At 37.7% G+C, this 24218-nt stretch carries 20 protein-coding genes; 1 reads left to right on the top strand and 19 read right to left on the bottom strand.

What is annotated here, in order from left to right:
* Positions 1-38: 38 nt before the first annotated feature.
* From LOK78_RS16090 to LOK78_RS16050, 9 genes are all read right to left on the bottom strand, one after another.
* Positions 39-404, bottom strand: a complete 366-nt coding sequence (locus LOK78_RS16090; protein WP_053970097.1) for a response regulator transcription factor — start codon at positions 402-404, stop codon at positions 39-41.
* 16 nt (positions 405-420) lie between these two features.
* Positions 421-3108, bottom strand: coding sequence for a sensor histidine kinase (locus tag LOK78_RS16085; RefSeq protein WP_232635623.1), 2688 nt, complete (start codon positions 3106-3108; stop codon positions 421-423).
* The gene (locus LOK78_RS16080; protein ID WP_166961975.1) at positions 3101-3295 is read right to left on the bottom strand and encodes a hypothetical protein; all 195 of its coding nucleotides are present in this window, start codon (positions 3293-3295) and stop codon (positions 3101-3103) included. The genes LOK78_RS16085 and LOK78_RS16080 overlap by 8 nt, the downstream gene beginning before the upstream one ends.
* 91 nt (positions 3296-3386) lie before the next feature.
* Positions 3387-5165, bottom strand: coding sequence for a sodium:solute symporter family protein (locus tag LOK78_RS16075; RefSeq protein WP_166961977.1), 1779 nt, complete (start codon positions 5163-5165; stop codon positions 3387-3389).
* A gap of 23 nt (positions 5166-5188) precedes the next feature.
* Positions 5189-5449 (bottom strand): DUF4212 domain-containing protein, encoded by a 261-nt coding sequence (locus tag LOK78_RS16070; protein ID WP_232635622.1) that lies wholly within the window; start codon positions 5447-5449, stop codon positions 5189-5191.
* Positions 5450-5460: 11 nt separating this feature from the next.
* Positions 5461-6711: a hypothetical protein gene (locus LOK78_RS16065; protein ID WP_232635621.1), complete on the bottom strand. Its 1251-nt coding sequence runs from the start codon at positions 6709-6711 to the stop codon at positions 5461-5463.
* A gap of 110 nt (positions 6712-6821) precedes the next feature.
* On the bottom strand, positions 6822-7241 hold the full coding sequence (locus LOK78_RS16060; protein ID WP_053970134.1) for an IS1/IS1595 family N-terminal zinc-binding domain-containing protein: 420 nt from the start codon (positions 7239-7241) through the stop codon (positions 6822-6824).
* A gap of 139 nt (positions 7242-7380) precedes the next feature.
* Complete coding sequence (locus LOK78_RS16055) at positions 7381-7743, bottom strand: DUF779 domain-containing protein (RefSeq protein ID WP_053970135.1); 363 nt, start codon at positions 7741-7743, stop codon at positions 7381-7383.
* Positions 7744-7803: 60 nt separating this feature from the next.
* Positions 7804-9303 carry an aldehyde dehydrogenase family protein gene (locus LOK78_RS16050; RefSeq protein WP_232635620.1) on the bottom strand — a complete coding sequence of 500 codons (1500 nt, stop codon included), beginning with the start codon at positions 9301-9303 and terminating at the stop codon, positions 7804-7806.
* A gap of 215 nt (positions 9304-9518) precedes the next feature.
* On the opposite strand from LOK78_RS16050, the gene LOK78_RS16045 reads away from it, so the two are divergent.
* Positions 9519-10436 carry an AraC family transcriptional regulator gene (locus LOK78_RS16045; RefSeq protein ID WP_166961985.1) on the top strand — a complete coding sequence of 306 codons (918 nt, stop codon included), beginning with the start codon at positions 9519-9521 and terminating at the stop codon, positions 10434-10436.
* On the opposite strand, the gene LOK78_RS16040 is transcribed toward LOK78_RS16045, so the two are convergent.
* The 10 genes from LOK78_RS16040 to LOK78_RS15995 form a co-directional block, all read right to left on the bottom strand.
* Positions 10414-11802: an alanine/glycine:cation symporter family protein gene (locus LOK78_RS16040; protein ID WP_232635619.1), complete on the bottom strand. Its 1389-nt coding sequence runs from the start codon at positions 11800-11802 to the stop codon at positions 10414-10416. The genes LOK78_RS16045 and LOK78_RS16040 overlap by 23 nt on opposite strands.
* A 151-nt stretch (positions 11803-11953) precedes the next feature.
* Positions 11954-12400, bottom strand: a complete 447-nt coding sequence (locus LOK78_RS16035; RefSeq protein WP_166961991.1) for a heavy-metal-associated domain-containing protein — start codon at positions 12398-12400, stop codon at positions 11954-11956.
* A gap of 9 nt (positions 12401-12409) precedes the next feature.
* Entirely contained in the window at positions 12410-14125 is a 1716-nt protein-coding gene (locus LOK78_RS16030) for an efflux RND transporter periplasmic adaptor subunit (RefSeq protein WP_232635618.1), read from the bottom strand.
* Positions 14122-14454: a four helix bundle protein gene (locus LOK78_RS16025; RefSeq protein ID WP_232635617.1), complete on the bottom strand. Its 333-nt coding sequence runs from the start codon at positions 14452-14454 to the stop codon at positions 14122-14124. The genes LOK78_RS16030 and LOK78_RS16025 overlap by 4 nt, the downstream gene beginning before the upstream one ends.
* Before the next feature lie 105 nt (positions 14455-14559).
* Positions 14560-17283: a heavy metal translocating P-type ATPase gene (locus LOK78_RS16020; RefSeq protein WP_232635616.1), complete on the bottom strand. Its 2724-nt coding sequence runs from the start codon at positions 17281-17283 to the stop codon at positions 14560-14562.
* Positions 17284-17359: 76 nt separating this feature from the next.
* Complete coding sequence (locus LOK78_RS16015) at positions 17360-17869, bottom strand: helix-turn-helix domain-containing protein (RefSeq protein ID WP_232635615.1); 510 nt, start codon at positions 17867-17869, stop codon at positions 17360-17362.
* Positions 17870-17913: 44 nt separating this feature from the next.
* Complete coding sequence (locus tag LOK78_RS16010) at positions 17914-18639, bottom strand: acetolactate decarboxylase (RefSeq protein ID WP_232635614.1); 726 nt, start codon at positions 18637-18639, stop codon at positions 17914-17916.
* Positions 18632-19840 carry a TolC family protein gene (locus tag LOK78_RS16005; RefSeq protein WP_232635628.1) on the bottom strand — a complete coding sequence of 403 codons (1209 nt, stop codon included), beginning with the start codon at positions 19838-19840 and terminating at the stop codon, positions 18632-18634. The genes LOK78_RS16010 and LOK78_RS16005 overlap by 8 nt, the downstream gene beginning before the upstream one ends.
* 67 nt (positions 19841-19907) lie before the next feature.
* Positions 19908-20276, bottom strand: a complete 369-nt coding sequence (locus LOK78_RS16000) for a four helix bundle protein (protein ID WP_232635613.1) — start codon at positions 20274-20276, stop codon at positions 19908-19910.
* Positions 20277-20363: 87 nt separating this feature from the next.
* A complete protein-coding gene (locus LOK78_RS15995; RefSeq protein WP_232635612.1) occupies positions 20364-24167 on the bottom strand; it encodes an efflux RND transporter permease subunit in 3804 nt (1267 codons plus the stop codon).
* Between the last annotated feature and the right edge of the window lie 51 nt (positions 24168-24218).

Raw genomic sequence — 24218 nt, 5'->3', positions numbered from 1 at the left:
AATTACACATTGGTTTAATTTGCACACAAAACCAATTGTTAATCAAGTAAATCCTGTATTTCGGAGATAATTTTCTTTATCGAAAACGGCTTGGTTAAATATTTATCTGCTCCAAGTTTTAAGCCTTTTTCAATATCTGAAGCTTTATGTTTTGCAGTTAGAAACACGACTTTCACCTGTTCTAAACCTGACTTTTCTTTTATGAACTTAAGGGTCTCATACCCATCTACTTCTGGCATCATAATATCCAGTAAAACAACATCTGGAATATTACTTTCTAAAATTTGCAATGCTTCACCTCCATCTCGCGCTATAAACACCTCAAAGCCTTGTTTTTTGAAGGCATATTCCAGGGTCATCACTATATTCGGTTCGTCATCTACAATTAAAATTTTCCTCGTCATAGTTTCGGTAGGCAATTTAATCAAAAGGCAGTTTAAAAACAAGCTTAGCCCCTTTTTTATAAGATTTATCAATCCATATGGTTCCTTGGTGTTGCTCCACAATTTGCTTACAAATGGCTAGCCCCAACCCACTACCTTCTGGCTTTTTAGTATTCTGGTGTTTTGATTGGTAAAATTTATCAAAAATAAAGTCAAAATCTTCCGGTGGAATTCCCTTGCCGTTATCAGTGACAGATAGTTCTATACTTTGATTTGACAACTTATAATCCATTGTAACCACACCGGTTTCTGCAGGTGAAAACTTAATGGCATTTGATAATAAATTTGTCAACACCTGAAGGATTCTATCTGCATCATACCTTAAGGAAAGTTTGTGAGGGTTTTTATTAACTAAGGCTACCTGTTTTTTGGCTGCCATATGTTTCACAACTTCCATCGCTTTTTTGATGGTTTGCTGAATGTCATTTTGAGCCAAATCTAACGTAGTCTTGCCTTTTGAGAGTTTTTCAAAATCTAAAATATTATTGATCAACCTAGAGAGTCTGTCGCTATCCTGAAGCACATTCTTTAAGAACTGCTCCCTTATTGGATCGGGCATTTCTTTATCTTCCAATACCAATTCGGTTGAGGCCCTTATTCCTGTAATTGGCGTTTTTAATTCATGGGCAACGGTATCCAAGAATTCATCTTTTTGTTTGTCCTTGTCCAATAAATCCAAATTGGCTTGTCTTAGCTGGTCTGTCAGTAAGGTTAATGTTTCTGACTTTTCTCTAAGCATTTTATTTCTTGCAATGGTTTCCTTTGATTCTTCTAAAATTTTCAAGACTTCCAACAAGCTAATTTCTTCCTCTTTCACCACACTTGCAATAAGGATTTTTGCCGATGCGCTACCAATGCTTCCCGTTAAAAGCTTTTCAGAAAAATTAATCAATCGAGCATCGGCAACTTGGGTGTCCTGAGGTAGGTCATATTTTGTAAAAAATATCCGTAGAGCCCTTGTGGTTTCCTTTTCTCCTAAAAACTTAGCCAACACATTTTTAATATCTGCTACATAAGCTTCTCCTTTCCATACCAAAGCACTGTCTTGTAAAGAAGAATAGTTTTTACTATCAATAAACATTTCTGCATAGTTTCTTTCTCGATAGTTTCCTTTATAAATAAGGGATAAAACCAAATAAACCAAAATATTGAAGGTCAAACTCCAAAACATGGCATGAGCATAGGGATTCAAAAAGTCAATTCCGAAAAGAGCATAAGGCTTTAACAGGGAAATACCGAATAATCCATGCTCAGCTAAATTATTGTTACCCGAAACTATATTGGTAGTAAATGGCAGTATTAAAGTATAAACCGTAATGGCAAATCCAATTATGATCCCAGCGATAGACCCTCTCGCCGATCCTCTATTCCAATACAACCCTATAAAAAAAGAAGGTGCCAATTGTGATACAATTACAAATGATACCAGTCCTATAGAAATCAAGGACCGCTCTATAGAAAAGTGGTAGTAAAAAACATAGGCCAGTATAATAATAGAGAAAATGGATATACGGCGGATGTTTTTAATATAGTAGGCATTTTTATCAGGATGGTTCTCAATAAATTTGTCCAAAAACCCATAAGGTATAATCAGGTTATTACTTACCATGGTTGACAATGCCAGGGTGGAAACAACCACCATGGATATTACCGCGGAGAAACCTCCCAAGAACACCAATAATGTTAAAAACAAATGACCTTCACTCAAGGGAAGTAGCAGTGTATAGTACTCTGCATTGGCTGTATCACCAAAAACCAATTTCCCGCCAAAAGCAATAAAAATCACAAACAAATTGAACAGCAACAAATACAGTGGAAAAGCCCAAATAGCTGTTTTTAAATGCTTTTCCCGGTTATTTTCTATCACTGCCATTTGAAACTGCCGCGGCAATAGAAAAATAGCGAAGAATGATAGGGCTACCATGAAGAACCAATTAACACCGCCTTCTAAGCCTTGAATGGTTGTGAGTCGGTCTACATCTCCAATTTGCGAAAATTGGTCAAAAATATCCTGTGTACCATCAAAGATGAAAAAGGTGACATATATCCCTACTAAAAGGAAAAATCCGATTTTCAAAATGGACTCCAAAGCTACTGTGGTCACGATTCCCCGGTGTTTTTCAGAGGCATCTGTAGCTTGTGTCCCAAAAAAAGTAGCAAATACGGCTAATAAGACAGCAATATAAAAGGTGGAGTCATCCCAAATGCTTTTTGAGACATAGCTCGTTTCATCTGAAATGATTTCAAACCCTTCAGAGACAGCTTTTAGTTGAAGTGAGATGTAAGGCAGAATGGCCAGAAAGCAAATGACGGTAATCAAAGCTCCTAGAAACCGATTGTTTCCATAGCGCAAAGAAATAAAATCGGCAATGGAAGAAATTTTGTGTTGTTTAGAAATACGGATGATTTTACGCAGCAATACAATCCAGAGTGGTGCTGCTATTACCGGTCCGATATAAATAGGCAAAAAATCCACACCCGAATTGGCCGCTATCCCAATACTCCCGTAATACGTCCAAGCTGAACAATAAACAGCTAGCGATAAAGAATACACATACGGATTGTTCACCCAGCGGCTCTTGGCATTTTTTTCAGCTTTGAAAGCCAAAAAAAACAAGACTGCCAAATAGAACATGATGATGGCAATTAATATATAATTACTCATAATGCCTTTTTAATACAATGTATGCGATTACAATGGACACCAACCAAATAGAAAAAATAACGAAGTAAAAAACAGGAATGCCCAAGATGGCTCCTTCCAAACTATAAATAAGCAAAAACGGAATATTAAACAATAGCAACAAGGCTATTGAAACGACAACCAATTTTTGTTCATGTCTTTTTTTCATACTCATGGATAGAACCATAAATGTAACAAAAAACAGTGTCAAAAAACCCATTGACACTGTTTAAAGCTAACTAATAAACCTAAAATATAGCCTAGTGATGAGTGGCTTCTCCTGCTCCACTAGGTATTCTTATATGCTCAACAATTTCTTGTACCTCATGTGGAGGTGCTGGCGTCATTCTAGAAACGACCACAGAAATAATCACGTTGACAATCATAGCTACTGTTCCAAAACCTTCTGGGGAAGTTCCAAACCACCATTCAGATGCTGGTCTTGGGTCCATCACCCCAATCAAACCTGTTTTGTAACGAATCATGTAAAACAACATAAGCGTAATTCCAACGATCATACCAGAAACAGCTCCCTGCTTGTTCATACGCTTATCAAATATTCCGAGGATAATGGCTGGGAAAAAGGATGCCGCTGCCAATCCGAAGGCAAGTGCTACTACCGCAGCTACAAATCCTGGAGGATAAATACCAAACAATCCAGCAATTATAATGGCTACTAAAATAGCTATTCTAGCTGCCCAAAGCTCACCTTTTTCAGAAATATCTGGTTTGATTTGCTTTTTAATCAAGTCATGGGAAATGGAGGTAGATATTACTAAAAGAAGTCCAGCTGCCGTTGATAAAGCTGCTGCCAATCCCCCTGCTGCTACTAAAGCAATAACCCAGTTTGGCAACTTGGCAATTTCTGGATTTGCCAATACCATAATATCCCTATCTACATAAAGCTCATTTTTGGATTCGGCATTTACATTGGTTACCATGCGTTCCCCATGCTCGCCACGGGTATCAGAAAACAAAGGTTTTTTTCCATCTATGGCACTACCGGCCACATATTGGATTTTTCCATCGTTGTTTTTATCGCTCCAAGCGATAAGTCCTGTATTCTCCCAATTTTTGAACCACTCTGGCATTTGTGCATATTCTTGCTCACTAACCGTATCAATAAGATTGGTTCTAGCAAAAACGGCAATCGCTGGTGCTGTGGTATATAGGATACCAATGAACAACAAGGCCAAACCTGCTGATTTTCTAGCATCCTTCACTTTAGGCACCGTAAAGAATCTCACGATCACGTGAGGTAATCCAGCCGTACCAACCATTAGAGCTAAAGTAATTGCAAAAACATCCCAAGTTGATTTAGTACCATCTGTATATTCGTTGAAACCTAATTGTGTGTGTAAAGCGTCCAATTTATCCAATAAATAGGCGCCACCTTCCAGTTTTCCTCCCATTCCGATCTGAGGAATCGGGTTTCCAGTCATTTGCATTGAGATAAAGAAAGCTGGTACCATAAAGGCAAAAATCAAAACACAATATTGTGCTACTTGGGTATAGGTGATACCCTTCATTCCACCCAAAAAGGCGAAAACCAATACTACAGCCATTCCAATAATGACACCTGTATTAATATCCACTTGAAGGAATTGGGAAAATACGATTCCCACACCACGCATTTGTCCGGCAACATAGGTAAATGAAACAATTAAGGCACAGATTACAGCAACCGTTCTAGCCGCATTGGAGTAATAACGGTCACCAATAAAATCTGGCACCGTAAATTTTCCAAACTTCCGGAGATAAGGCGCCAATAATAAGGCCAAGAGCACATAGCCTCCAGTCCAGCCCATCAAATATACCGATCCGTCATATCCGGCAAAGGAAATAATCCCCGCCATGGAAATAAAGGAAGCAGCACTCATCCAATCAGCAGCCGTAGCCATACCGTTGGCTAAAGGAGATACGCCTCCTCCAGCAACATAAAACTCTTTGGTTGAGCCAGCTCTAGCCCAAATAGCAATTCCGAAATATAGGGCGAAAGTGATCCCTACTAGTATCCAAGTCCACGTTTGTACACTCATAATTTTAATATGTTTTTATTGGTTTACTCGTCGAAACCATATTTTTTATCCAATTTGTTCATTAGTCTTACGTAAACGAAAATCAACACGATAAATACGTAAATAGACCCTTGTTGTGCGAACCAAAACCCTAGTTTAAATCCACCCAATCTAATTTCATTCAAAGCATCTTTGAATAAAATCCCTGCCCCATAGGAAACCAAAAACCAGATCACCAACAAGATGATTAGATATTTCAGGTTTTCTTTCCAATAAGCAGTTGCATGTTTTTGTTTTTCAGTCATTATCTTAAATTTTATAAATAAATCATTGCTTGTAATGTGACAGATCCAACGTTTGAATCTCCAAATTTTTGATTTTTATATTCCAAGGTCAGTTTGGAATTATGTCCACTGAAATAGGCATTAGCGCCAATTCCCAGAATATTGCGATTGTCATCCACAGCATCATAACTATTAGAAGCATAGGACACATAGGGCTGAAATCTCGCTTTAGTCTTATCACCAGGAATTAGGAAACCAAAGTGGCCATAAACCATAGATCCTGTTCCATAAGCGCTGAATAAATAATTTTCACCATAGTCATTGGATTGAAACGTAGCGTAGGCTGTAATAGCACTACCACTCTCCCCTAGCGGCGCATCATAAAATGCATCCACTGCAAAAATGGCTACGTCCTCTCCAGCTAATTCAGTTCCTTCCATTCTTACCGCACCATTGGGATGCAAGAAGAAACCAGCTCCAACATTGAATACCTTTTTAGTACCTACATAGGAACCTACTTTAAAAGGCAGAAAATTGGATTCTTGATCAAAAAAGTTATAATCAAAATAGCCTGAATATGCTTTTCCAGCGTCTTTAGTTCCTAATAGTTTTCTACCGGCATAATAAGTGGTGTTTTCAGCTATATCCAGATTTCCATCGCCATCATATGCTACTCTATTCTGAACATCTAATGAATTGGTAATCGCATCATTTACTGCTACACGGTATTGCAATCTGCCAAACTTACCTTTGGCGAAGATTCCTATATGTCTTGCAAACTGATCAGAAAGCCCTAGAGTAGACCAAGACTGTCTGTTATTATCCAAGGTTAGAAAATTTAAAGTACTTTGATTATTCAATCTAGAAATCCCATTGAAATAGTGTAAACCACCACCAATGGTGTGATTTTTAGCTATATTATATTGTGCCCAAATATCATGAAAGAACAATTGGGAATTATTACCTGTTCCCACTGGAGTCATGTTTGAAGCATTTAGACTATTAAGTCCGAAATGGGTTAGAATTAAAAATTTCTCATTGATTTGGGCATACATTAAAACCCTGGCACGTCGCAGATTAAAGTTAAGCTTACTGGATTCGTCTGGTACGTCATCACTGTAAGCCGCTTGAACTTGTGCCCATGAGATAATACGGAAGTATTTTTTCCCTTCTTCATCCAGTTTTACCTTAAGTCCGCCAGTATAATCGGGCGATCCTTGGGCAAATAAAAAATGGCAGGACGCAAAAAGAAATCCTGCCATTATGAATAGTGTTTTTCTCATAAAATTTAAAAAGATTAGTTAATTAACAATTAGTTTTGTGTGCATTGCTAATCTCTTTAAATTCTTTTGTTAACAAAAAATTAATATATTTTTATGTTTATTAGGTATAGTTAATCTTTAAACCGTTCCCATTTAATCAACATAAACTTATCTCCAAGCTCGGTTACCAGGACACCGGCACCCGACAAATTATTAGAATTGGAAAAATATTTCCCCAATTCCTCTGCATTTAAAATCTTATAAGTTGGGTGATAATCTGTCTTATAAGGGCGTTTGACATTATACTTCTTAACCCAATTCATGATACTCACATGTGAAATTCCTAAAATTCGTTCGATTTCACGATAGGTCAATCCTTCTAGATATAATTGCAATGCCTTATTGACATAATAGTCGTCGATGCGCTTTCCAAGCTTGTTAACAGTAAAGAAATAACCGCATGATTTACATTTATAACGTTGGCGGTCGTTAACAATGCCACTCTTTATATAATGGTCTGAACCGCAATTGGGACACAAGTCAATCTTCATATATATTAATTTTGCATAAATATAGTAATTTAGCAACATTAAAATATCAATTCATTAATATTTTCACTTAAATAATTGGATATACCTATATTTTACAGCTGCAAATTGAAAAATTATCACAAAATGACATTTTACTCCATTATTCCGCTTTTGCATTAAAATAGGCTTCCTCCTCTGGAGTTAACATTCTAGAGTGGATAATAAACCTGACTCCCATAGGAATCTCCAACGAAAAACTGGCGCCTCTGCCTTCTGTAATATCCACAGTTAAATGGGTATGTTTCCAATATTCAAATTGATCTTTGTTCATATAAAAATTAACACCCAACAAATTACCCATTAGAATATCACTTTCATCCAGATACATATCTTCCTTTTCAAAAATCATGGGTGATGACCCATCACAACATCCTCCACTTTGATGAAAAATGAGTTCCCCAAATTTTTCTTTAAGTTCTTCAACCACCTTTGCGGCATTTTCTGTAATTGCTACTCTTTCCATAAACTTAAATTTAAAAAAAAAGGCTGGAACCACCCAGCCTCAAACTAACTAACTAAACTCCTAAAAGAATCCAAGTTTATTTTTATCATATGAGATAAGCATATTCTTGGTTTGACGATAGTGATCCATCATCATTAGGTGATTCTCTCTTCCGAAACCGGATTTCTTGTATCCTCCAAATGGTGCGTGTGCTGGATAGGCATGGTAACAATTCACCCAAACACGACCTGCCTTAATGGCGCGAGGAATTTGATATAACTGGTGGGCATCTCTGGTCCAGACACCTGCTCCCAATCCATATAATGTATCATTTGCTATTTCTATAGCTTCGGCTTCATCCTTAAACTTGGTTACACAAACGACCGGCCCAAAAATCTCTTCCTGGAAAACCCGCATCTTATTATGTCCCTCAAGAATGGTTGGTTTGATATAATAACCATTAGCAAATTCTCCTTCCAATTTGTTTGCTTCACCACCACATAACACTTTTGCTCCTTCGTCTTTACCTATTTTAATGTAAGACTGAATTTTTTCAAATTGATCATTTGAAGCCTGAGCCCCTACCATTGTGGACGTATCATAAGGATTGGTTTGAACAATGGCTTCGGTTCTTTTAACAACACGCTCCATGAATTTGTTGTAAATATCTTCTTGAACCAAAATTCTGGACGGACAGGTACATACCTCGCCTTGATTGAAGGCAAATAGCACAGCACCCTCAATGGCTTTATCCAGGAAGGCATCATCTTCATCCATGACACTATTAAAGAATATGTTTGGTGACTTACCACCTAACTCCATTGTTACAGGATTTAGATTCTTTGAAGCGTACTGCATGATCAATTGTCCTGTTGTAGTTTCACCTGTAAAGGCCACCTTGTCCACTCTTGAACTTGAAGCCAATGGTTTTCCAGCTTCCGGACCAAATCCGTGTACCACATTTATAACCCCTGGAGGAAAAACATCGGCTATTTTTTCCATAAGCAAGGTTGCTGATGAAGGGGTTTGTTCCGCAGGTTTAAGAACCACGCAATTACCTGTTGCCAGTGCTGGTGGTAATTTCCATGATAACATCAATAACGGAAAATTCCACGGAATGATTTGTCCAACAACGCCAAGGGGTTCTTTGATGTTCATGGAAAGGGTATTGGAATCCAATTCGGTTGCTGTTCCCTCCTCTGCTCTAATACACGCCGCAAAATAACGCCAATGATCCACAGATAAAGGAACATCAGCATTTAAAGTCTCTCTGATAGGCTTCCCGTTATCACAAGTTTCAACAAGAGCAAACTCCTCTAAATTAGCTTCAATAATATCTGCCACTTTATTTAGAAGAGTAGCTCTTTCTGTTGCAGAAGTATTGCCCCAGCTTTCCTTAGCCGCATTGGCAGCGTCTAAAGCTAAATCAATATCTTCCTTTTGCGATCTGGGATACTTCGCTATTAATGTTCCATCAACTGGCGATCGATTTTCAAAATAATCTCCACCCACTGGGTCTACAAATTTCCCATTGATGAAGTTGCCATAAGCTTGTTTGAATTTTGGTTTTGAATAACTCATTATTATTAAATTAGTGTGTGATTAAATAATTATAATAAACGAATAAAAAGGTTAATGTTTTACATTTTTAACAATTTCACCTAGTAAATTTTAACTCTTTTATCATTTTTATAAAGTTATTTTGTCTTATTCTAAAAAAATTGAACATATTTATTATATTGTTGTACAATTCTATTATCTCCCAATTCCAACATTAGAATTTTGTATCATTGGACATGAATCAACTTTTAAAGCACCATAATACGCATCGAAAAATCACCACTTTGGTTGAAAACAGAACGACCTATAATTCAAACTATGCCGAGTTAAACATTTATGAAACTCATGCCTACGCTGAAAAAGTGTCTTTAAAATTTGATTTTCCTATCATTGCCAGCATGCTAACGGGTAAAAAAGTGATGCACATTGACGGCTTGCCTTCCTTTGATTTTTTCCCCGGTGAATCTGTGGTGATGCCAACTAATAAGGAAATGGTTATTGATTTCCCTTTGGCAAAAGCAGATGATCCTACCCAGTGTTTGGCTTTGGGAATTGACACTGATAAAATTGAAGAAGTGGTTGAAAAGTTCAATAACCATGTTTCTATTGAAGAAGAGAACAACCAATGGAAACTGGATAATAATGCCTCCCACCTTATAAATAATATAGATGTCAACCATTTAATAGAAAGACTGGTTCTTACATTCACCAATAGTAACAAATCGAAAGACGTCCTATTAGACTTAATGATTCAAGAACTGATTGTTAGGTTGCTTCAAACAAAAGCGAAAGCTTTCCTATTAAATGATACAGAAGGTATATTTAATGACACCCGCATTGGAATGGTTATCAAATACATCAAGAAAAATTTAACCAACAAGGATATAACCGTAGATCTTCTTGCTGAAAAGGCTTGTATGAGCACTTCCCATTTCCATAAAAAGTTTAAAAACACTTTGGGAATTTCTCCTATAGATTATATCAATTCTGAAAAAATCAAGTTTTCCAAAAAACTTATAAAAGAATCTGCTGATTTACGTATTTCTGAAATCGCTTTTAAATCTGGATTCAACAATACCAGTTATTTTAACCGACAGTTTAAAAAGCTCGAACTAATGACACCTCAACAATTCAAGAATTCCTTCGAGAAGTAAGATTAATTCTTTCTACATACGCTTTAAATTCTTGAAGTACCTTGGGTGCCAATATCAGTGTGGAGATCATCGTTGGAATAGCCATGAGGGCAAACGCGCCGTCCACCAAATTAATCATCATGCTTAGTGGTGTTGCGGCACCCAGTAAAATGCTTACCACATAAATATAGTTGTAGTATTTCTTGTTATGCGCTCCGAATAAAAAAGACAAACATTTTGAACCGTAATAAGAAAATGAAAACAGGGAAGACAAACTAAATACCGCCACACAAAGCAATAGCAGGTAACTTCCATAAATAGGTATGGCCTTCTCAAAAGCAGAGGCCGTTAAACTAACCCCATTATCATTGGAGGTTTGCCAAACACCTGTCACCAAGATAGACAATGCTGTCAAGGTACAAACAACAATCGTATCAATAAAAGGACCTAACATGGCTACCAATCCTTCCCTAACGGGCTCTTTGGTTTTCGCAGCTCCATGAGCCATAGGTGCCGTACCAATACCCGCCTCATTTGAAAAAGCGCCTCTTCTTATTCCTAATAAGATAAGGCCTCCTACCATTCCACCTAAAAACTCATCGCCCAAATAGTTTTTGGCTGAAAAGGCATCTGTAAAAATCATTTTGAGATATTTTGGAACTTCGGAAGCGTTCACAAACAAGATAATGAGCACCAAAATAAAATACAGTAAAACCATACTTGGGACCATTCTGGATGCAATTTTTCCAATGCGTTTCAGTCCGCCCAAAATAACCATAGCCGTCAGTACTACCAAAACACCCCCTATCATCAAATTAGTCGTGTCATTTACGCTAATCCCATTCGGAACTAAGAGAATATCCCCAATGGCTTGAGTCAATTGATTCGCATTAAAAACGGGTAGTGCTCCAACCATCCCACAAAAGCTGAAAAGTACCGCTAAAAATTTCCATCGTTTACCAAGGCCTTCCATAATGACATACATAGGACCACCTTGTAGCTCACCATTAGAATCCTTACCCCGATACATGACAGCCAAAGTGGATGTGAAAAATTTGGTCGCCATTCCTATAAAGGCACTTACCCACATCCAAAACACAGCCCCAGGACCACCAATTGAAATCGCTACAGCTACTCCCGCAATATTTCCCATTCCAATGGTAGAAGACAAGGCCGTACTTAAGGCTTGAAAGTGACTAATTTCCCCGGGATCATTTGGGTCATCATACTTGCCTCTTAAAACGTTGATGGCATGTCCAAAATATATAAATGGAAGCAATCTTGATCGAATCAACAAATACAATCCTCCTCCTATTAACAATACAAGCAAGGGCAGTCCCCAAGCCAGTGAGGCAAATTCAGAAACTATATCATTTAGTCTATCCATTTAATGTTCATTGTAAAAATGCCAAAGGGAAGGCGTTTTAGTAATTATGGCATAAGATAGTAGATTTCATCTGCAAATTACCAATCGGCGATTGATGGAAAAAAAAATCGTCCCAAAAAGACGATTTTTTTTTTATCTGTAACCTGATTAATTAGTGGTCATGACCAGAATGATCTTCCGCTTTAACCTCACCTGTTTGATTCATAGCCATCTCATGATCGTAATGACAACATCCTGGTAATTTCTCATAAGCTTCTAAATTGCCCGCCACTTTTTCAGTATCGTATCCAGAGGCAGCGATGGCCTGATGGATCGCCATCAAATCTGTTTTAGATTCATCAAAGGTGACATCGATCTTTTTCTTATCAACATCCCAATTGGCACTGGCAACACCTTCTACACCATTTGCTGCTGTTTCAATGGTACTTTTACACATACCACAATTCCCTCTTACTCCAAAAGTAGCATCGGTCATTGCAATTTCTTCGCTTGCAACAGTAGTGGTATCGGCCACATCCTCGGCTTGTTTCGTTTCATTCTTACAACTTGTTGAAATCATGGCAGCAACAACTGCCATACTTAAAATTACTCGCTTCATGTTTAAAATTTATTTGTTATAGATTGTTTCTTTTACTTCACCACATTTTAGCATTTTATCACCAAAATATGGATTCAATATTTCTTTTTCCTTACTCAACCAGTAGGCCCCTTTATCGCTATCTGCCATGGGACAGTATTGCTTATAGGTAGTTTCTCCAATTCCAAAGGTTTGGATCGCTTTAATGAGGTTTTCAGACAAAGTTTTAAACCCCATTCGCACTTCATCTATTTGATTTGTTTGTTTAATCGTCTGGGTACTTGATTTCAAGGCTTTTAAAATCTCCATCCACTCAAGATGAGCCTTATCATTGGTTAACAATTCCATATCAACAGCCTGGATTTTCTCCTCAAGTTGAGATGCACTGGATTTGGCCAAGTTTAAATCTGTTTGAACCAAAGCATCCTTTAATTCTATATAAGCTTCATAAACTTGTTGCAATTCATTTTTAAAGGTCTCAGGCACTTCAAATCCTAATTGTGATCGATTACCATTCATCATTGATTTCTTCCCTTGCAATTGTGCCGCAGCATCCACTGTAAAGGTTCCGTTTGTTACAATTTCATCTCCCCCAGAAAGACCATTCAATATCTCATAACTATCTCCCTGTTTATTACCAAGAGTTACTTCCCGCATTTCAAAAACAGGTTCATCGGAATTGGTTTTCAAGTAAACCACTGAGCGCTCCCCCGTCCAAAGAATAGCTGATGACGGAACCGTTAAAACTTCATTTGAATTATTATTGACACCTTCAACTTCTGCTGACACAAACATACCAGGTTTAAAAACCGAATCTTTGTTATTTAAAACGACCCTTAAAGTAACCGTACGTGTTTTTGTGTTTAAAATGGGGTCAATAAAATCTACTGTTCCCTTGAACTCTTTATTAGGATAGGCATTTGTTGCAACCTTCACCTCTTGACCTTCTTTAAATTGCTCTATTTGGTTTTCATACACATCAAAATGAGCCCAAACAGAATTCAGATTGGCAATTTTCAATAAAGCCTGTCCTTGCTTTACATAATCTCCTGCTTCCACCAATTTATCGGTAACGGTCCCTGAAACATTAGCATATACCGGAAAATTTTCTTTGACCTTCCCTGTTTCCTCTATTTGATTGATTTGACTTTCAGAAAGCTTCCATAATTTTAATTTATTACGAACTGCTTTATATAATTCTGGCTGGGATTCCTTTAGAGATAGTGCTGTGATTAATTCCTGTTGTGCTGCATATAGTTCTGGTGAATAAATGGTAGCAAGAATCTGCCCCTTATTGACCTTTTCACCAGTAAAACTCACATATAATTGTTCTATGCGCCCAGAAAAATAACTGGCTTGCACCTTATTAGCTTCTTCATTTTCTACAATTTTACCAGACAATTTAGAGGAATGATTTTCCTTACCTACCCCCACAACACTTGTCTGAATGTCGGCTAGCGCCATGGCATTAGGTGTTAACCTAAATTGGTCGGCTGTTAATCCATCAGCTCCGGCTTCTGCAGGAATTAAATCCATACCACATATGGGGCAATCACCGGGTTCCGGCTGCATAATTTGAGGGTGCATGGAGCAGGTCCACATTTGATTTTGATGCGAGGATGTTTCGATGTGCGAATGAGTGGATGAATATATTTGTTGATTAGAAAACAATCTTGTAACCACCACACCAATCACAATACCCAAAATGAGTACAAGAATCAACTTTATATATAATATTCTTTTCATGTTCTTGATTTTGATGTTGAAATAATTCTACCTAATAATTTTTTACTGGATTCTAATAAATCTATTAATGGCTTGGTAGGGTCTGGATAGTTTTTGGAATACGTACTTAGATCCAACCAATAGGTCAACTCTTCAGCTTCCTTGTAAGCTATTTTTAGTTTATGAATGAAATCTGCTTTACTTTCAGCACCTTGTGCTTCTCTTGCATTCGCACCAATCGAAGTACCTGAACGTAATATTTGACGAGCAATGACATATTTTTTATGCTCCTCCAAACACTCAGAATAAGCAACTACTTCCAATGCCAATTGAAACGTAACCTCTAACAATTCATTTTTTTTTCATCATATCTACCATAATAATCTTAATCTAACATACTCCCATCTTCATATCTACTCATCTACCGATCTGTACATCCGCACATCTACCCATCTTCAAATCTTCACATTTCTCAATCGTAACGCGTTAGCAATTACCGAAACGGAACTAAAGCTCATAGCTAAGGCTGCTATCATAGGTGATAATAATATTCCGAAAAACGGAAACAAGATACCTGCTGCCACCGGAACCCCAACCGTATTATAGATCAAAGCAAAAAACAAGTTTTGTTTAATATTACTCATCACGGATTCACTTAAATGTCTCGCCTTAACAATTCCATGCAAATCTCCCTTTACGAGAGTAATCATGGCGCTTTCTATAGCTACATCAGTTCCTGTTCCCATGGCGATACCCACATCGCTTTTAGCCAATGCAGGGGCATCATTGATTCCGTCTCCCGCCATAGCCACTACTTTCCCTTCTTTTTGCAATCTTTCCACTTCTTTAAGCTTATCTTCAGGAAGCATCCCAGCCTTAAAACTAGCCAGTTGCAATTCGGATGCCACGGCTTGAGCCGTTTCCTTGTTATCCCCGGTAAGCATGACTACATCAACACCAGAATCCTGAAGTTCTTTTATAGCTTTACTACTAGTCTCTTTTATTTGATCCCCTATAACCACATAGCCAACAACAGATCCATCAACCGCTAAATAAGATACTGTCTTACCTTTTTGTTGGTAGCTTTTAACCACCTCTTCCATTTCTGAAGTTATTTTTGCCTGAGCTTCATCCATCATTTTCGGGTTTCCTAAAGCTACCTTTGAATTTTGAATGTCAGCTTTAACACCTTTACCAGTCAAAGCACTAAAATTAATTGCCTTTAGAATATCGGCGCCGTTTGACTTGCCATACTTTACAGTTGCATCTGCTAGAGGATGTTCACTATGGCTGTTAATTGAGACGATGTAATCAAGAACTTGTTTGTCGTCAAAACCATCCTTAAAGGCCCCTACCTTTTCCACAGTAGGTTTTCCTTCAGTAATGGTTCCAGTTTTATCAATTATGAGGGTAGTAACCTGATTCATTTTTTCAAGTGCCTCAGCATTTTTGATCAAAACACCATGTTGAGCTCCTTTACCAACGCCAACCATCACAGACATAGGAGTGGCTAACCCAAGAGCACACGGACAAGCTATAATCAAAACGGCAATAGCATTTACCAATGCAAACACATAAGCGGGATCTGGACCAAAAATGGCCCATACAATGAACGCAATTACAGAAATCAACACAACAACAGGAACAAAATAAGCTGATACTCTATCGGCCAACTTTTGAATAGGCGCTCTACTTCTACTGGCATCATTTACCATTTTGATAATTTGGGACAATAGTGTATCACTACCTATTTTTTCGGCCTTCATCAAAAACATTTGATTACCGTTTATGGTTCCACTACTTACATGATCTCCTTCCGCTTTATTGACTGGGATTGGTTCCCCTGTGATCATGGATTCGTCTATACTACTGTCACCCTCGGTAATGACACCGTCAACAGGAATCTTATCTCCTGGTTTAACTTTCAAAACATCGCCAACTTCGATAGCATCTATTGACACCTCAACCTCATCTCCATCTACTACTTTAATGGCTTTATTCGGGGCCAACTTAAGCAATTCCTTCACCGCTGCGTTAGTCTTACTGTGCGCTCTTGCTTCCAAAACCTGTCCTAAGAGTACCAAGGTTAGAATAACAGTAGCTGCCTCAAAATATACATGAACCGTCCCCGTTTCAGTTTTGAACTGAGCTGGAAAAAAATCGGGGAATAACAAACCAAATACACTAAAGATCCAAGCAACACCTGCACCAATCCCTATGAGTGTAAACATGTTTAAATTCCAAGTTTTGATACTGCGATAAGCGCGCTCAAAGAACATCCATGTGGCGTAAAAAACCACTGGAATTGAAAGTCCTAACTGTATCCAATTCCAATACTTCTGCTCTAAAATGTCATACAATGGATTGTTGTTAAGCATTTCGCTCATGGCAATCAAGAATACTGGCAACGTAAAGGCTACAGCAATCCAGAATTTTCTTAATAGCTTTTTATAATTTTTCTCTTCAGCAGACAGGTCAGGTTTTTTAGGTACCAAATCCATTCCGCAAATGGGACATGAACCTGCTTCATCTTTGACAATTTCTGGATGCATGGGGCAGGTCCATTGTTCTGATTCTGTATTTGAAAAACGCTGCTCTTCTACCAAATCCATCCCACAAACAGGACAATCGCCAGGTTTGTCGTAAGTTTTGTCACCCTCACAATGCATGGGACAATAAAATGTGCCGGTGCCTTTATCCTTCTGTTTTTGCTTTTCCTCTTGAATAGCTTCTGGTCTTTGACCAGCCTTATAGATACTATATCTACCACCGTCCTTTTCTAAAGCATTTTGAAATTGTTCAATTGGTAAATCTGATGTCATATTTATGGTAGCTTCAGCATTTTCCAAATCAACCGAAACATCAGTAACTCCATCTACTTTTGATAATACCTCTTCTACATGAGATTTACAGCCGTTACATGTCATACCATTTATAGGAAAGGTACGAGTAACAGTTTTATAATCTTTGTAAGGGTGTATGTGATATTTTGCTTTTTTATCTTGTAATGCCTTTTCAAAAGTAGCTATTGGAACATGCTCTTTCATTTCGATAACCGCTGTGGAAGCTTCAAAATCTATATCAACATTTGATACACCAGGGACATCGGACAGTGCCGCTTGTACCGCTCGCATGCAACCTTGACAGGTCATTCCTTGTATTTGATAAGTATGTTTCATTTTTTCCATAATTTAAAGTTCACCAACAAAAGTACCTTTCATGCCCAAGCTTTGTTTTTCCAATATTGGTTCATATTTATACAATTGTGTCCAAAGGTTTTCTGTTCCACTTTTGCAAAGTCTTGTATTCCGTCATAGACATTCCAGTTACTTGTTTAAACTGTTTTGCCAAATGGCTACTGTTTTTATAGTTGAGGCTATAAGCTATTTCTGAAAAGTTAAGCTCCTGAAGCTGGATTAATTCCTTTACTTTTTCAATTTTCAAGTTGATAAAATACTTTTCGAGTGTTATGCCTTCTGATTTACTAAAAGCTTTACTCAATATGGAATAACTCTTGCCAATTTCATTTTCAAGATTAGCTAGAATAACACCGGTATCATTCATTTCAATATATTGAATAAGAGTAACTTTAATTTTCTCAATCAATGCTTTCAAAGGATCTTTAATCAATTCAAAACCTAAATCATTAAGATGTTTTTCAAGTTTTAAATAATCATTCTTTGAATCTTCCTTTACAGATATTTTTCCAAGTTGAATGGATTCCACTTCAAAACCCTCCTCATTCAACAATTTGAGTATCGCCATTTTACAACGATTACAAACCATATTTTTGATATATAATGTATGTGTCATTGTTTTGGTAATTTCAAGGTTATTGAACTGCTTGTATTTAAGTCATCAATATGACCAGCCAACTTATTATCATCCGTTTTGAAATGCATATGCATATTTGTAGTATGATGCGTAAAGATGGTCTTATGCTTCGTTGAATAAAATCCTACTATTTGAACCTCTTCGTTTTGAAGCGTTCCATTTAAACCAGAATTCTTGTGCTTCTCATGGCTATGAACATTATCTCCATCCTCCCAATCTATGACGTGCCAATCCAATGAACCTATGGCGCCTTCCAACAGGAACGGAAATGGCTTTTCAACATTTATAGCTTGTTCCTTTGCCAATTCATATATAAGAGCTTCTAATTCTTTTTTATTTAAATTCCCATCTATCCTATGTTCTTCCCATTCCTTTACACTGGCATAAACCAACAATGAGGCTCCTTGGTCAAAAGAATCTGAAATAACTATGCTTCCATTCTTCACAGAACTATTGCTTGGTTGCCCAATGAATATTTGTATTTCACCTTTTAAGTTTTCAGCAGCACCAAGAGCATAAAGGTTATCTAGTTTTGAAAGACTATCCAATCCCATGACAGATTGAATATCACCAGACATTATAGTCTTCAAGGCTCCCGAATACCTTACCTCAACTCCTTTTGAATCTTCCTTATTTCCTCTGCAAGAAATAATGAATAATGCAATCAACAGAAATAGGTATGTGAAAATAGATTTATTCATGGCGGTTTGTTAAATAATTTATGATGGTACTCTGCACATAATAGGCTTTTACAGCCTCAATTTGATTCACCTCAAACTTGAATTGCAGTTCTTGGATATCCAAAAGATCATTAAAATCAATCGTTCCGGTTTCATAGTTCTTTATCAAAATGTCTTCGGCATTATTGGCCTGTTTTAAGTTTTTGGATTGGGTATCAAAGCTTATTCTTGCAGCATGACGTTCATTTATGGCTTGATCCAAACGCGTTTCCAATACATTTAGACGCTCTTGCTTTTGATAATTTATTTGTTGTTGCTGAAATTCATTTTGTTTGGAAACCGATTTGTATCTATTATTAAATATGGGTATCGAAAGGGATACCATAGGCATAACAATATCCTTCCCATTATCAGAGAAGGTCATATCTGGACGTTTTTCAACATTGATGTAATCCAAGCCAAAACCAATCATAGGACTGCTCTCTTTTTGATTGAGCAACTCGGACTGTTCCACAGACTGGAACAACTTATCGTACTTTATCAGCTCTGGGTGTACCTTTAAATCTTCCGTATTGACATCTACCTCTTCCGAAGGAATAAAAAGTTCTGATACCACATTTATTTCTTCATCTTTATCCTTATTAAGAAGTTTATTAAAAGTGGTTTGCTCAGATACATATTGCTGCTGAAGCACTTCTATTAATTGTTGCATATCGTTTTTACGCATTTGAAGCTTCAAAACATCAACCGCCGAAGCTTTGCCAACCTCAACGAATGTTAAGGCCATGGTTTCATAAGTTTCCAAAAGGTCAATGTTTTTCAATAGTATGCTTTGTTTCGCCTTATTGGCATATAACCTGAAATAAGATTGAGCTACTGAAACCATTAATTGGCGTTTGGCAATGACCACATCTTCATACTTAGCATCTGCCAATGAATTCATATAGGTTTCTCGAGAAGTAATGGTTCCAAACCATGGCAACATTTGTTTGGCCGACACCTTAAAACGTTGGGCTCCCGTACGGGTTTCTGGTTCGCTTACAAAGTACCCCACACCAAACTCGGTATTTGGAACTACATTTACTTCGTTCACCTTTTCGGAAGCAATCTGATATTGCAATTCAAACTTTGCAATTTCTGGATTGTTCTCTAACGCTCTATTTAAGTATTCTTCTAAGTTTTGAGAATATCCTGAACTAATCGATAAACCGACTAACAACATAATGATACGTTGGAAGCTGGAAGCTCGAAACTGGAGGTTGGACGGTGGAAACTCTATACGGATTTTGTTATTTTTCATAGCTTTCCCAATTTTGATGTAGCTTGGTTAACATTTTTCCGATTTTATCATTCTTTTCAGAGAAATCAGAATGTTCATCTTTAGAAATATAGTCGCAAGCCAAAGCATAATCCAACCAATCCTGTGTTTCAGAATTTGAACCCAATGCAATAATGATTTGCTGTTTAAAAACGGCATCAAATTGTCTTTTAGCCCAACCTTCAGAAATATTTGCTGAGACTGACCTAGACGAACGCACAATCTGCGAAGTCAAGGAATAGACTTCCTCTTTTGGGAACTTTCTAGTTCGCCAAAAAATAGCCATCGCCAAAGCAAACGCTTCCTCATGAACCTTTAAATCCTTATATGACTTTATCATAATTCTTTATTTTTCAACTCAATTCTAACTTCTAACTTCTAACTTCTAGCTTCCGGTCTCCAGCATCAAATATCTAACTTCGAGCCTCTAATTTTTCACTTCTAGTTTTTCGTTTTTCACTTTCAACTCTGCTTTCCAACTGTACAGAACAGGAACAACAAACAAGGTAATTAAAGCGATAAGCATACCTCCAAAACTTGGTATGGCCATGGGAATCATAATATCACTCCCACGACCTGTAGAGGTCAAAACTGGTAATAAGGCTAAAAGTGTTGTAGCTGTAGTCATTAAACACGGACGAATACGTTTCTCACCCGCTTCAACTACTGAAGCTCTTATTCCTTTTTTACTTTTTGGTGTATTTCTTTGAAAGGTCTGCGTCAAGTAGGTGGCCATCACAACGCCATCATCGGTTGCAATTCCAAAAAGGGCAATAAATCCAACCCAAACAGCCACACTTAAATTAATAGGGTGCATTTGGAACAAGTCTCTAAGATTTTCTCCAAAAAAACTAAAGTTCAAAAACCACGACTGTCCATATAGCCAAATCATTAAAAATCCACCTGCAAATGCTACGGCAATACCCGTAAATACCATTAATGAAGTTGCAACAGAACGGAATTGGAAATACAGGATTAAAAAGATTATCACCAATGCCAAGGGAACAACAACAGACAAGGTCTTTTCTGCTCGCAATTGATTTTCATAGCTTCCGGTAAATTGGTAATTGATACCTTTTGGAACAATGAGGTCACCGGAATCTATTTTACTTTGAATCAAAACTTGAGCATTCTCAACGACATCAACCTCGGCAAACCCATCTTTTTTATCAAACAACACATAGCCTACCAAAAAAGTGTCCTCGCTTTTAATCACCTGTGGTCCTTGCTCATATCTTATGGTTGCCAATTCCGCCAGAGGAACAGGACTTCCACTTTCAACAGGAATATAAATTTGCTCTAAATCGGTTGGATTAGCCCGCAATTCCCTCGGGTAACGCACACGTACGCCATAGCGCTCACGACCTTCAACGGTTTGAGTTAAAGACATGCCACCAACGGCGACTTTTAAAACATTTTGCACTTCCTCTATGCTAACGCCATAACGTGCAATCTTTTCTCTATCGATATCAATAAGTAAATAAGGCTTTCCTACAATTCTATCTGCAAAAACTGCCTCTTCTTTCACACCTTCCGCTTGTTTTAAAATGGTTTCCAATTCCACCCCAAAGGCTTCAATCTGTTTTAAGTCCTGCCCTTTTACTTTAATTCCCATAGGAGCACGCATCCCTGTTTGCAACATGACCAAGCGGGTTTCAATAGGTTGCAGTTTTGGAGCCGAGGTTACCCCTGGTAACTTAGTAACTTTTACAATCTCATTCCATATATCATCAGGCGATTCAATTTCCGGGCGCCAGTTTCGGTAGAATTCGCCATCATCATCTTCTACTAATTGAGACCTTTCCACTGCGCTCAGGGTGACATTATCGGTATTGTTTGGATTTGCAATAAAACGACCATCTTTCAGCTCAAACAGCTCATCACCATTGATTCTATAGCGTTGGCGTTTTCCTTTCTCATTCAACATGTATTCTGGTTTATATTGAATGATATTTTCATACATAGATAATGGAGCTGGATCCAATGCCGATTCCGTTCTACCCGCTTTACCTACAACCGTTTCAATTTCTGGAATACTAGCTACAGCCATATCCAATTGCTGCAACACACGTTTATTTTCTTCGACTCCCGAATGTGGCATAGACGTTGGCATTAAAAGAAAAGAACCTTCATTTAGAGAGGGCATAAACTCCTTTCCTGTGTTTTTCATAATGAAAAATCCGGCAACGACTATGGCCGTGGGAATAGACAGAAACAGTAATTTATTATCTAAACACCATCTTAAAATACGTGTGTAATATGTAATGAACAATGAGAAAACCCCTAACAAACCAAAACAAATAATGGCTACAAAAATGAGATTTAAAAAGATGCTTTCATTGACACCCAATGGTCGCCAATACTCTGCCAACAAGAACACGATTGCCGAAGCTGAAATAATAATATTGGCCAAGTTTGCCTGCTTTTCTGTAATCCTATTTTGAAGATTTAAAAAGGCCGTAACACCAAATGCGATTAGAATGCATCCCAACCAATATCCATAAAAAATAGCCAAGACACCTAAAGCAATTAAAACACCATTTAAAACATATTTAAATTGTTTTTGAAGGCTCTTTTTTCGGAATAAATAGGCGGCAAATGGTGGTATTAAAAATAAAGCTACGATGATAGAAGCCGTTAAAGCAAAGGTCTTGGTAAATGCTAAGGGACGGAATAATTTACCCTCTGCACCAATCATGGTAAACACAGGAATGAAACTAATAATAGTCGTCATAACTGCGGTTACAATAGCCCCAGAAACTTCCGCGGTCGCATTGTATACAATTTGATTGCTACTTTGTACACTAGAAGTTAGAGGTTGGAGGGTAGATGGCTCCTTCTTGGAAGTTGGATTCCCTACTTCTAACATCGAGCCTCCAGCTTCCAATTTTCCAGCTTCATCAAAATGGCGTATAATATTTTCTGAAAGAATAACACCTACATCCACCATGGTACCAATAGCAATGGCTATACCTGATAATGCTACGATATTGGCATCGACTCCAAAGAGTTTCATAGCAATGAAAACCATTAAAACGGCTACCGGTAATAACCCTGAAATGAGCACCGATGCGCGTAGATTAAATACCATAATTATAATGACTAAAATGGTAATTAATATTTCTAAGGTTAACGCTTCATTAAGCGTTCCTAATGTCTCTTGAATAAGTTCGGTTCTATCGTAAAATGGCACAATGGTAACTTGAGAAGTTCTACCATCTGCCAATGTTTTGGTTGGTAGGCCAGCACTTAGCTCATTGATTTTAGCTTTTACATTGTTAATGACTTCCATGGGGTTCGCACCATAACGCGCTACGATAACACCACCAACTACCTCAGCACCTTCCTTATCCAAAATCCCCCGTCTTGCTGCAGGACCTATAGACACCTTGGCGACATCTTTAATCTTGATAGCTGTGTAATTCTCTGAAGTCACTACAGCATTCTCAATATCTGATATGGATTTAACATAACCCAAACCACGCACTAAATATTCAGCTTGGTTGATTTCTAAAGTCTGTGCCCCAATATCTCTGTTACTTTCCTTAACAGCCGTTACAATTTGGCCAAGACCAATTTGATATTGTCGCATCAATTCTGGATTGACATCAACCTGATATTCTTGCACATATCCTCCAATGGAAGCTACTTCTGAAACACCACTTGCCGAGGATAAAGCGTATTTTACATAGTAGTCTTGAATGCTACGTAATTCTTGCAAGTCCCAACCACCTGTTACATTTCCATTTTCATCCCTACCTTCCAAGGTATACCAAAATATTTGTCCGAGACCAGTTGCATCTGGACCAAGAGTGGGATTGACGTCCTCTGGCAACAAACCACTTGGCAACGAATTGAGTTTTTCAAGTATCCGACTTCTACTCCAATAAAATTCCACATCCTCTTCAAAGATGATATAGATACTAGAAAACCCAAACATGGAGGAGCTACGAATGGTTTTTACGCCAGGAATACCTAATAACGATGTCGTTAACGGATACGTAATTTGGTCTTCAATATCTTGAGGTGAGCGGCCATCCCATTTGGTAAATACAATTTGTTGGTTCTCACCAATATCAGGGATAGCATCTACCGCAACTGGATCATTAGGAAGAAATCCTCTATCCCAATTAAAAGGTGCATGTACGGTTCCCCATCCTACAAAAAGGACGAGTAGCAAGACTGCGACAAGTTTATTCTCGATTAAAAATTTGATGCTTTTATTTAGCATGTGTTCTGATTGTTAAACCGTTAGACATTGGCGTTACAACAACACCGGATA

Source organism: Mangrovimonas futianensis, from assembly GCF_021245805.1.
Classification (GTDB): Bacteria; Bacteroidota; Bacteroidia; order Flavobacteriales; family Flavobacteriaceae; genus Mangrovimonas; species Mangrovimonas futianensis.
The sequence above is the reverse complement of the archived record's forward strand: the minus strand, read 5'-3'. Positions and strand labels throughout refer to the sequence as shown.

Excerpts from the sequence above, each read along its gene's own strand:
- LOK78_RS15995 (WP_232635612.1), bottom strand. The coding sequence starts at position 24,167 with ATGCTAAATAAAAGCATCAAATTTTTAATCGAGAATAAACTTGTCGCA.
- LOK78_RS16050 (WP_232635620.1), bottom strand. The coding sequence starts at position 9,303 with ATGAGTTATTCAAAACCAAAATTCAAACAAGCTTATGGCAACTTCATC.
- LOK78_RS16065 (WP_232635621.1), bottom strand. The coding sequence starts at position 6,711 with ATGAGAAAAACACTATTCATAATGGCAGGATTTCTTTTTGCGTCCTGC.
- LOK78_RS16055 (WP_053970135.1), bottom strand. The coding sequence starts at position 7,743 with ATGGAAAGAGTAGCAATTACAGAAAATGCCGCAAAGGTGGTTGAAGAA.
- LOK78_RS16000 (WP_232635613.1), bottom strand. The coding sequence starts at position 20,276 with ATGATAAAGTCATATAAGGATTTAAAGGTTCATGAGGAAGCGTTTGCT.
- LOK78_RS16070 (WP_232635622.1), bottom strand. The coding sequence starts at position 5,449 with ATGACTGAAAAACAAAAACATGCAACTGCTTATTGGAAAGAAAACCTG.
- LOK78_RS16005 (WP_232635628.1), bottom strand. The coding sequence starts at position 19,840 with ATGTTGTTAGTCGGTTTATCGATTAGTTCAGGATATTCTCAAAACTTA.
- LOK78_RS16035 (WP_166961991.1), bottom strand. The coding sequence starts at position 12,400 with ATGAAGCGAGTAATTTTAAGTATGGCAGTTGTTGCTGCCATGATTTCA.
- LOK78_RS16060 (WP_053970134.1), bottom strand. The coding sequence starts at position 7,241 with ATGAAGATTGACTTGTGTCCCAATTGCGGTTCAGACCATTATATAAAG.
- LOK78_RS16080 (WP_166961975.1), bottom strand. The coding sequence starts at position 3,295 with ATGAAAAAAAGACATGAACAAAAATTGGTTGTCGTTTCAATAGCCTTG.
- LOK78_RS16045 (WP_166961985.1), top strand. The coding sequence starts at position 9,519 with ATGAATCAACTTTTAAAGCACCATAATACGCATCGAAAAATCACCACT.
- LOK78_RS16020 (WP_232635616.1), bottom strand. The coding sequence starts at position 17,283 with ATGAAACATACTTATCAAATACAAGGAATGACCTGTCAAGGTTGCATG.
- LOK78_RS16030 (WP_232635618.1), bottom strand. The coding sequence starts at position 14,125 with ATGAAAAGAATATTATATATAAAGTTGATTCTTGTACTCATTTTGGGT.
- LOK78_RS16015 (WP_232635615.1), bottom strand. The coding sequence starts at position 17,869 with ATGGCGATACTCAAATTGTTGAATGAGGAGGGTTTTGAAGTGGAATCC.
- LOK78_RS16010 (WP_232635614.1), bottom strand. The coding sequence starts at position 18,639 with ATGAATAAATCTATTTTCACATACCTATTTCTGTTGATTGCATTATTC.
- LOK78_RS16085 (WP_232635623.1), bottom strand. The coding sequence starts at position 3,108 with ATGAGTAATTATATATTAATTGCCATCATCATGTTCTATTTGGCAGTC.
- LOK78_RS16075 (WP_166961977.1), bottom strand. The coding sequence starts at position 5,165 with ATGAGTGTACAAACGTGGACTTGGATACTAGTAGGGATCACTTTCGCC.
- LOK78_RS16040 (WP_232635619.1), bottom strand. The coding sequence starts at position 11,802 with ATGGATAGACTAAATGATATAGTTTCTGAATTTGCCTCACTGGCTTGG.
- LOK78_RS16090 (WP_053970097.1), bottom strand. The coding sequence starts at position 404 with ATGACGAGGAAAATTTTAATTGTAGATGACGAACCGAATATAGTGATG.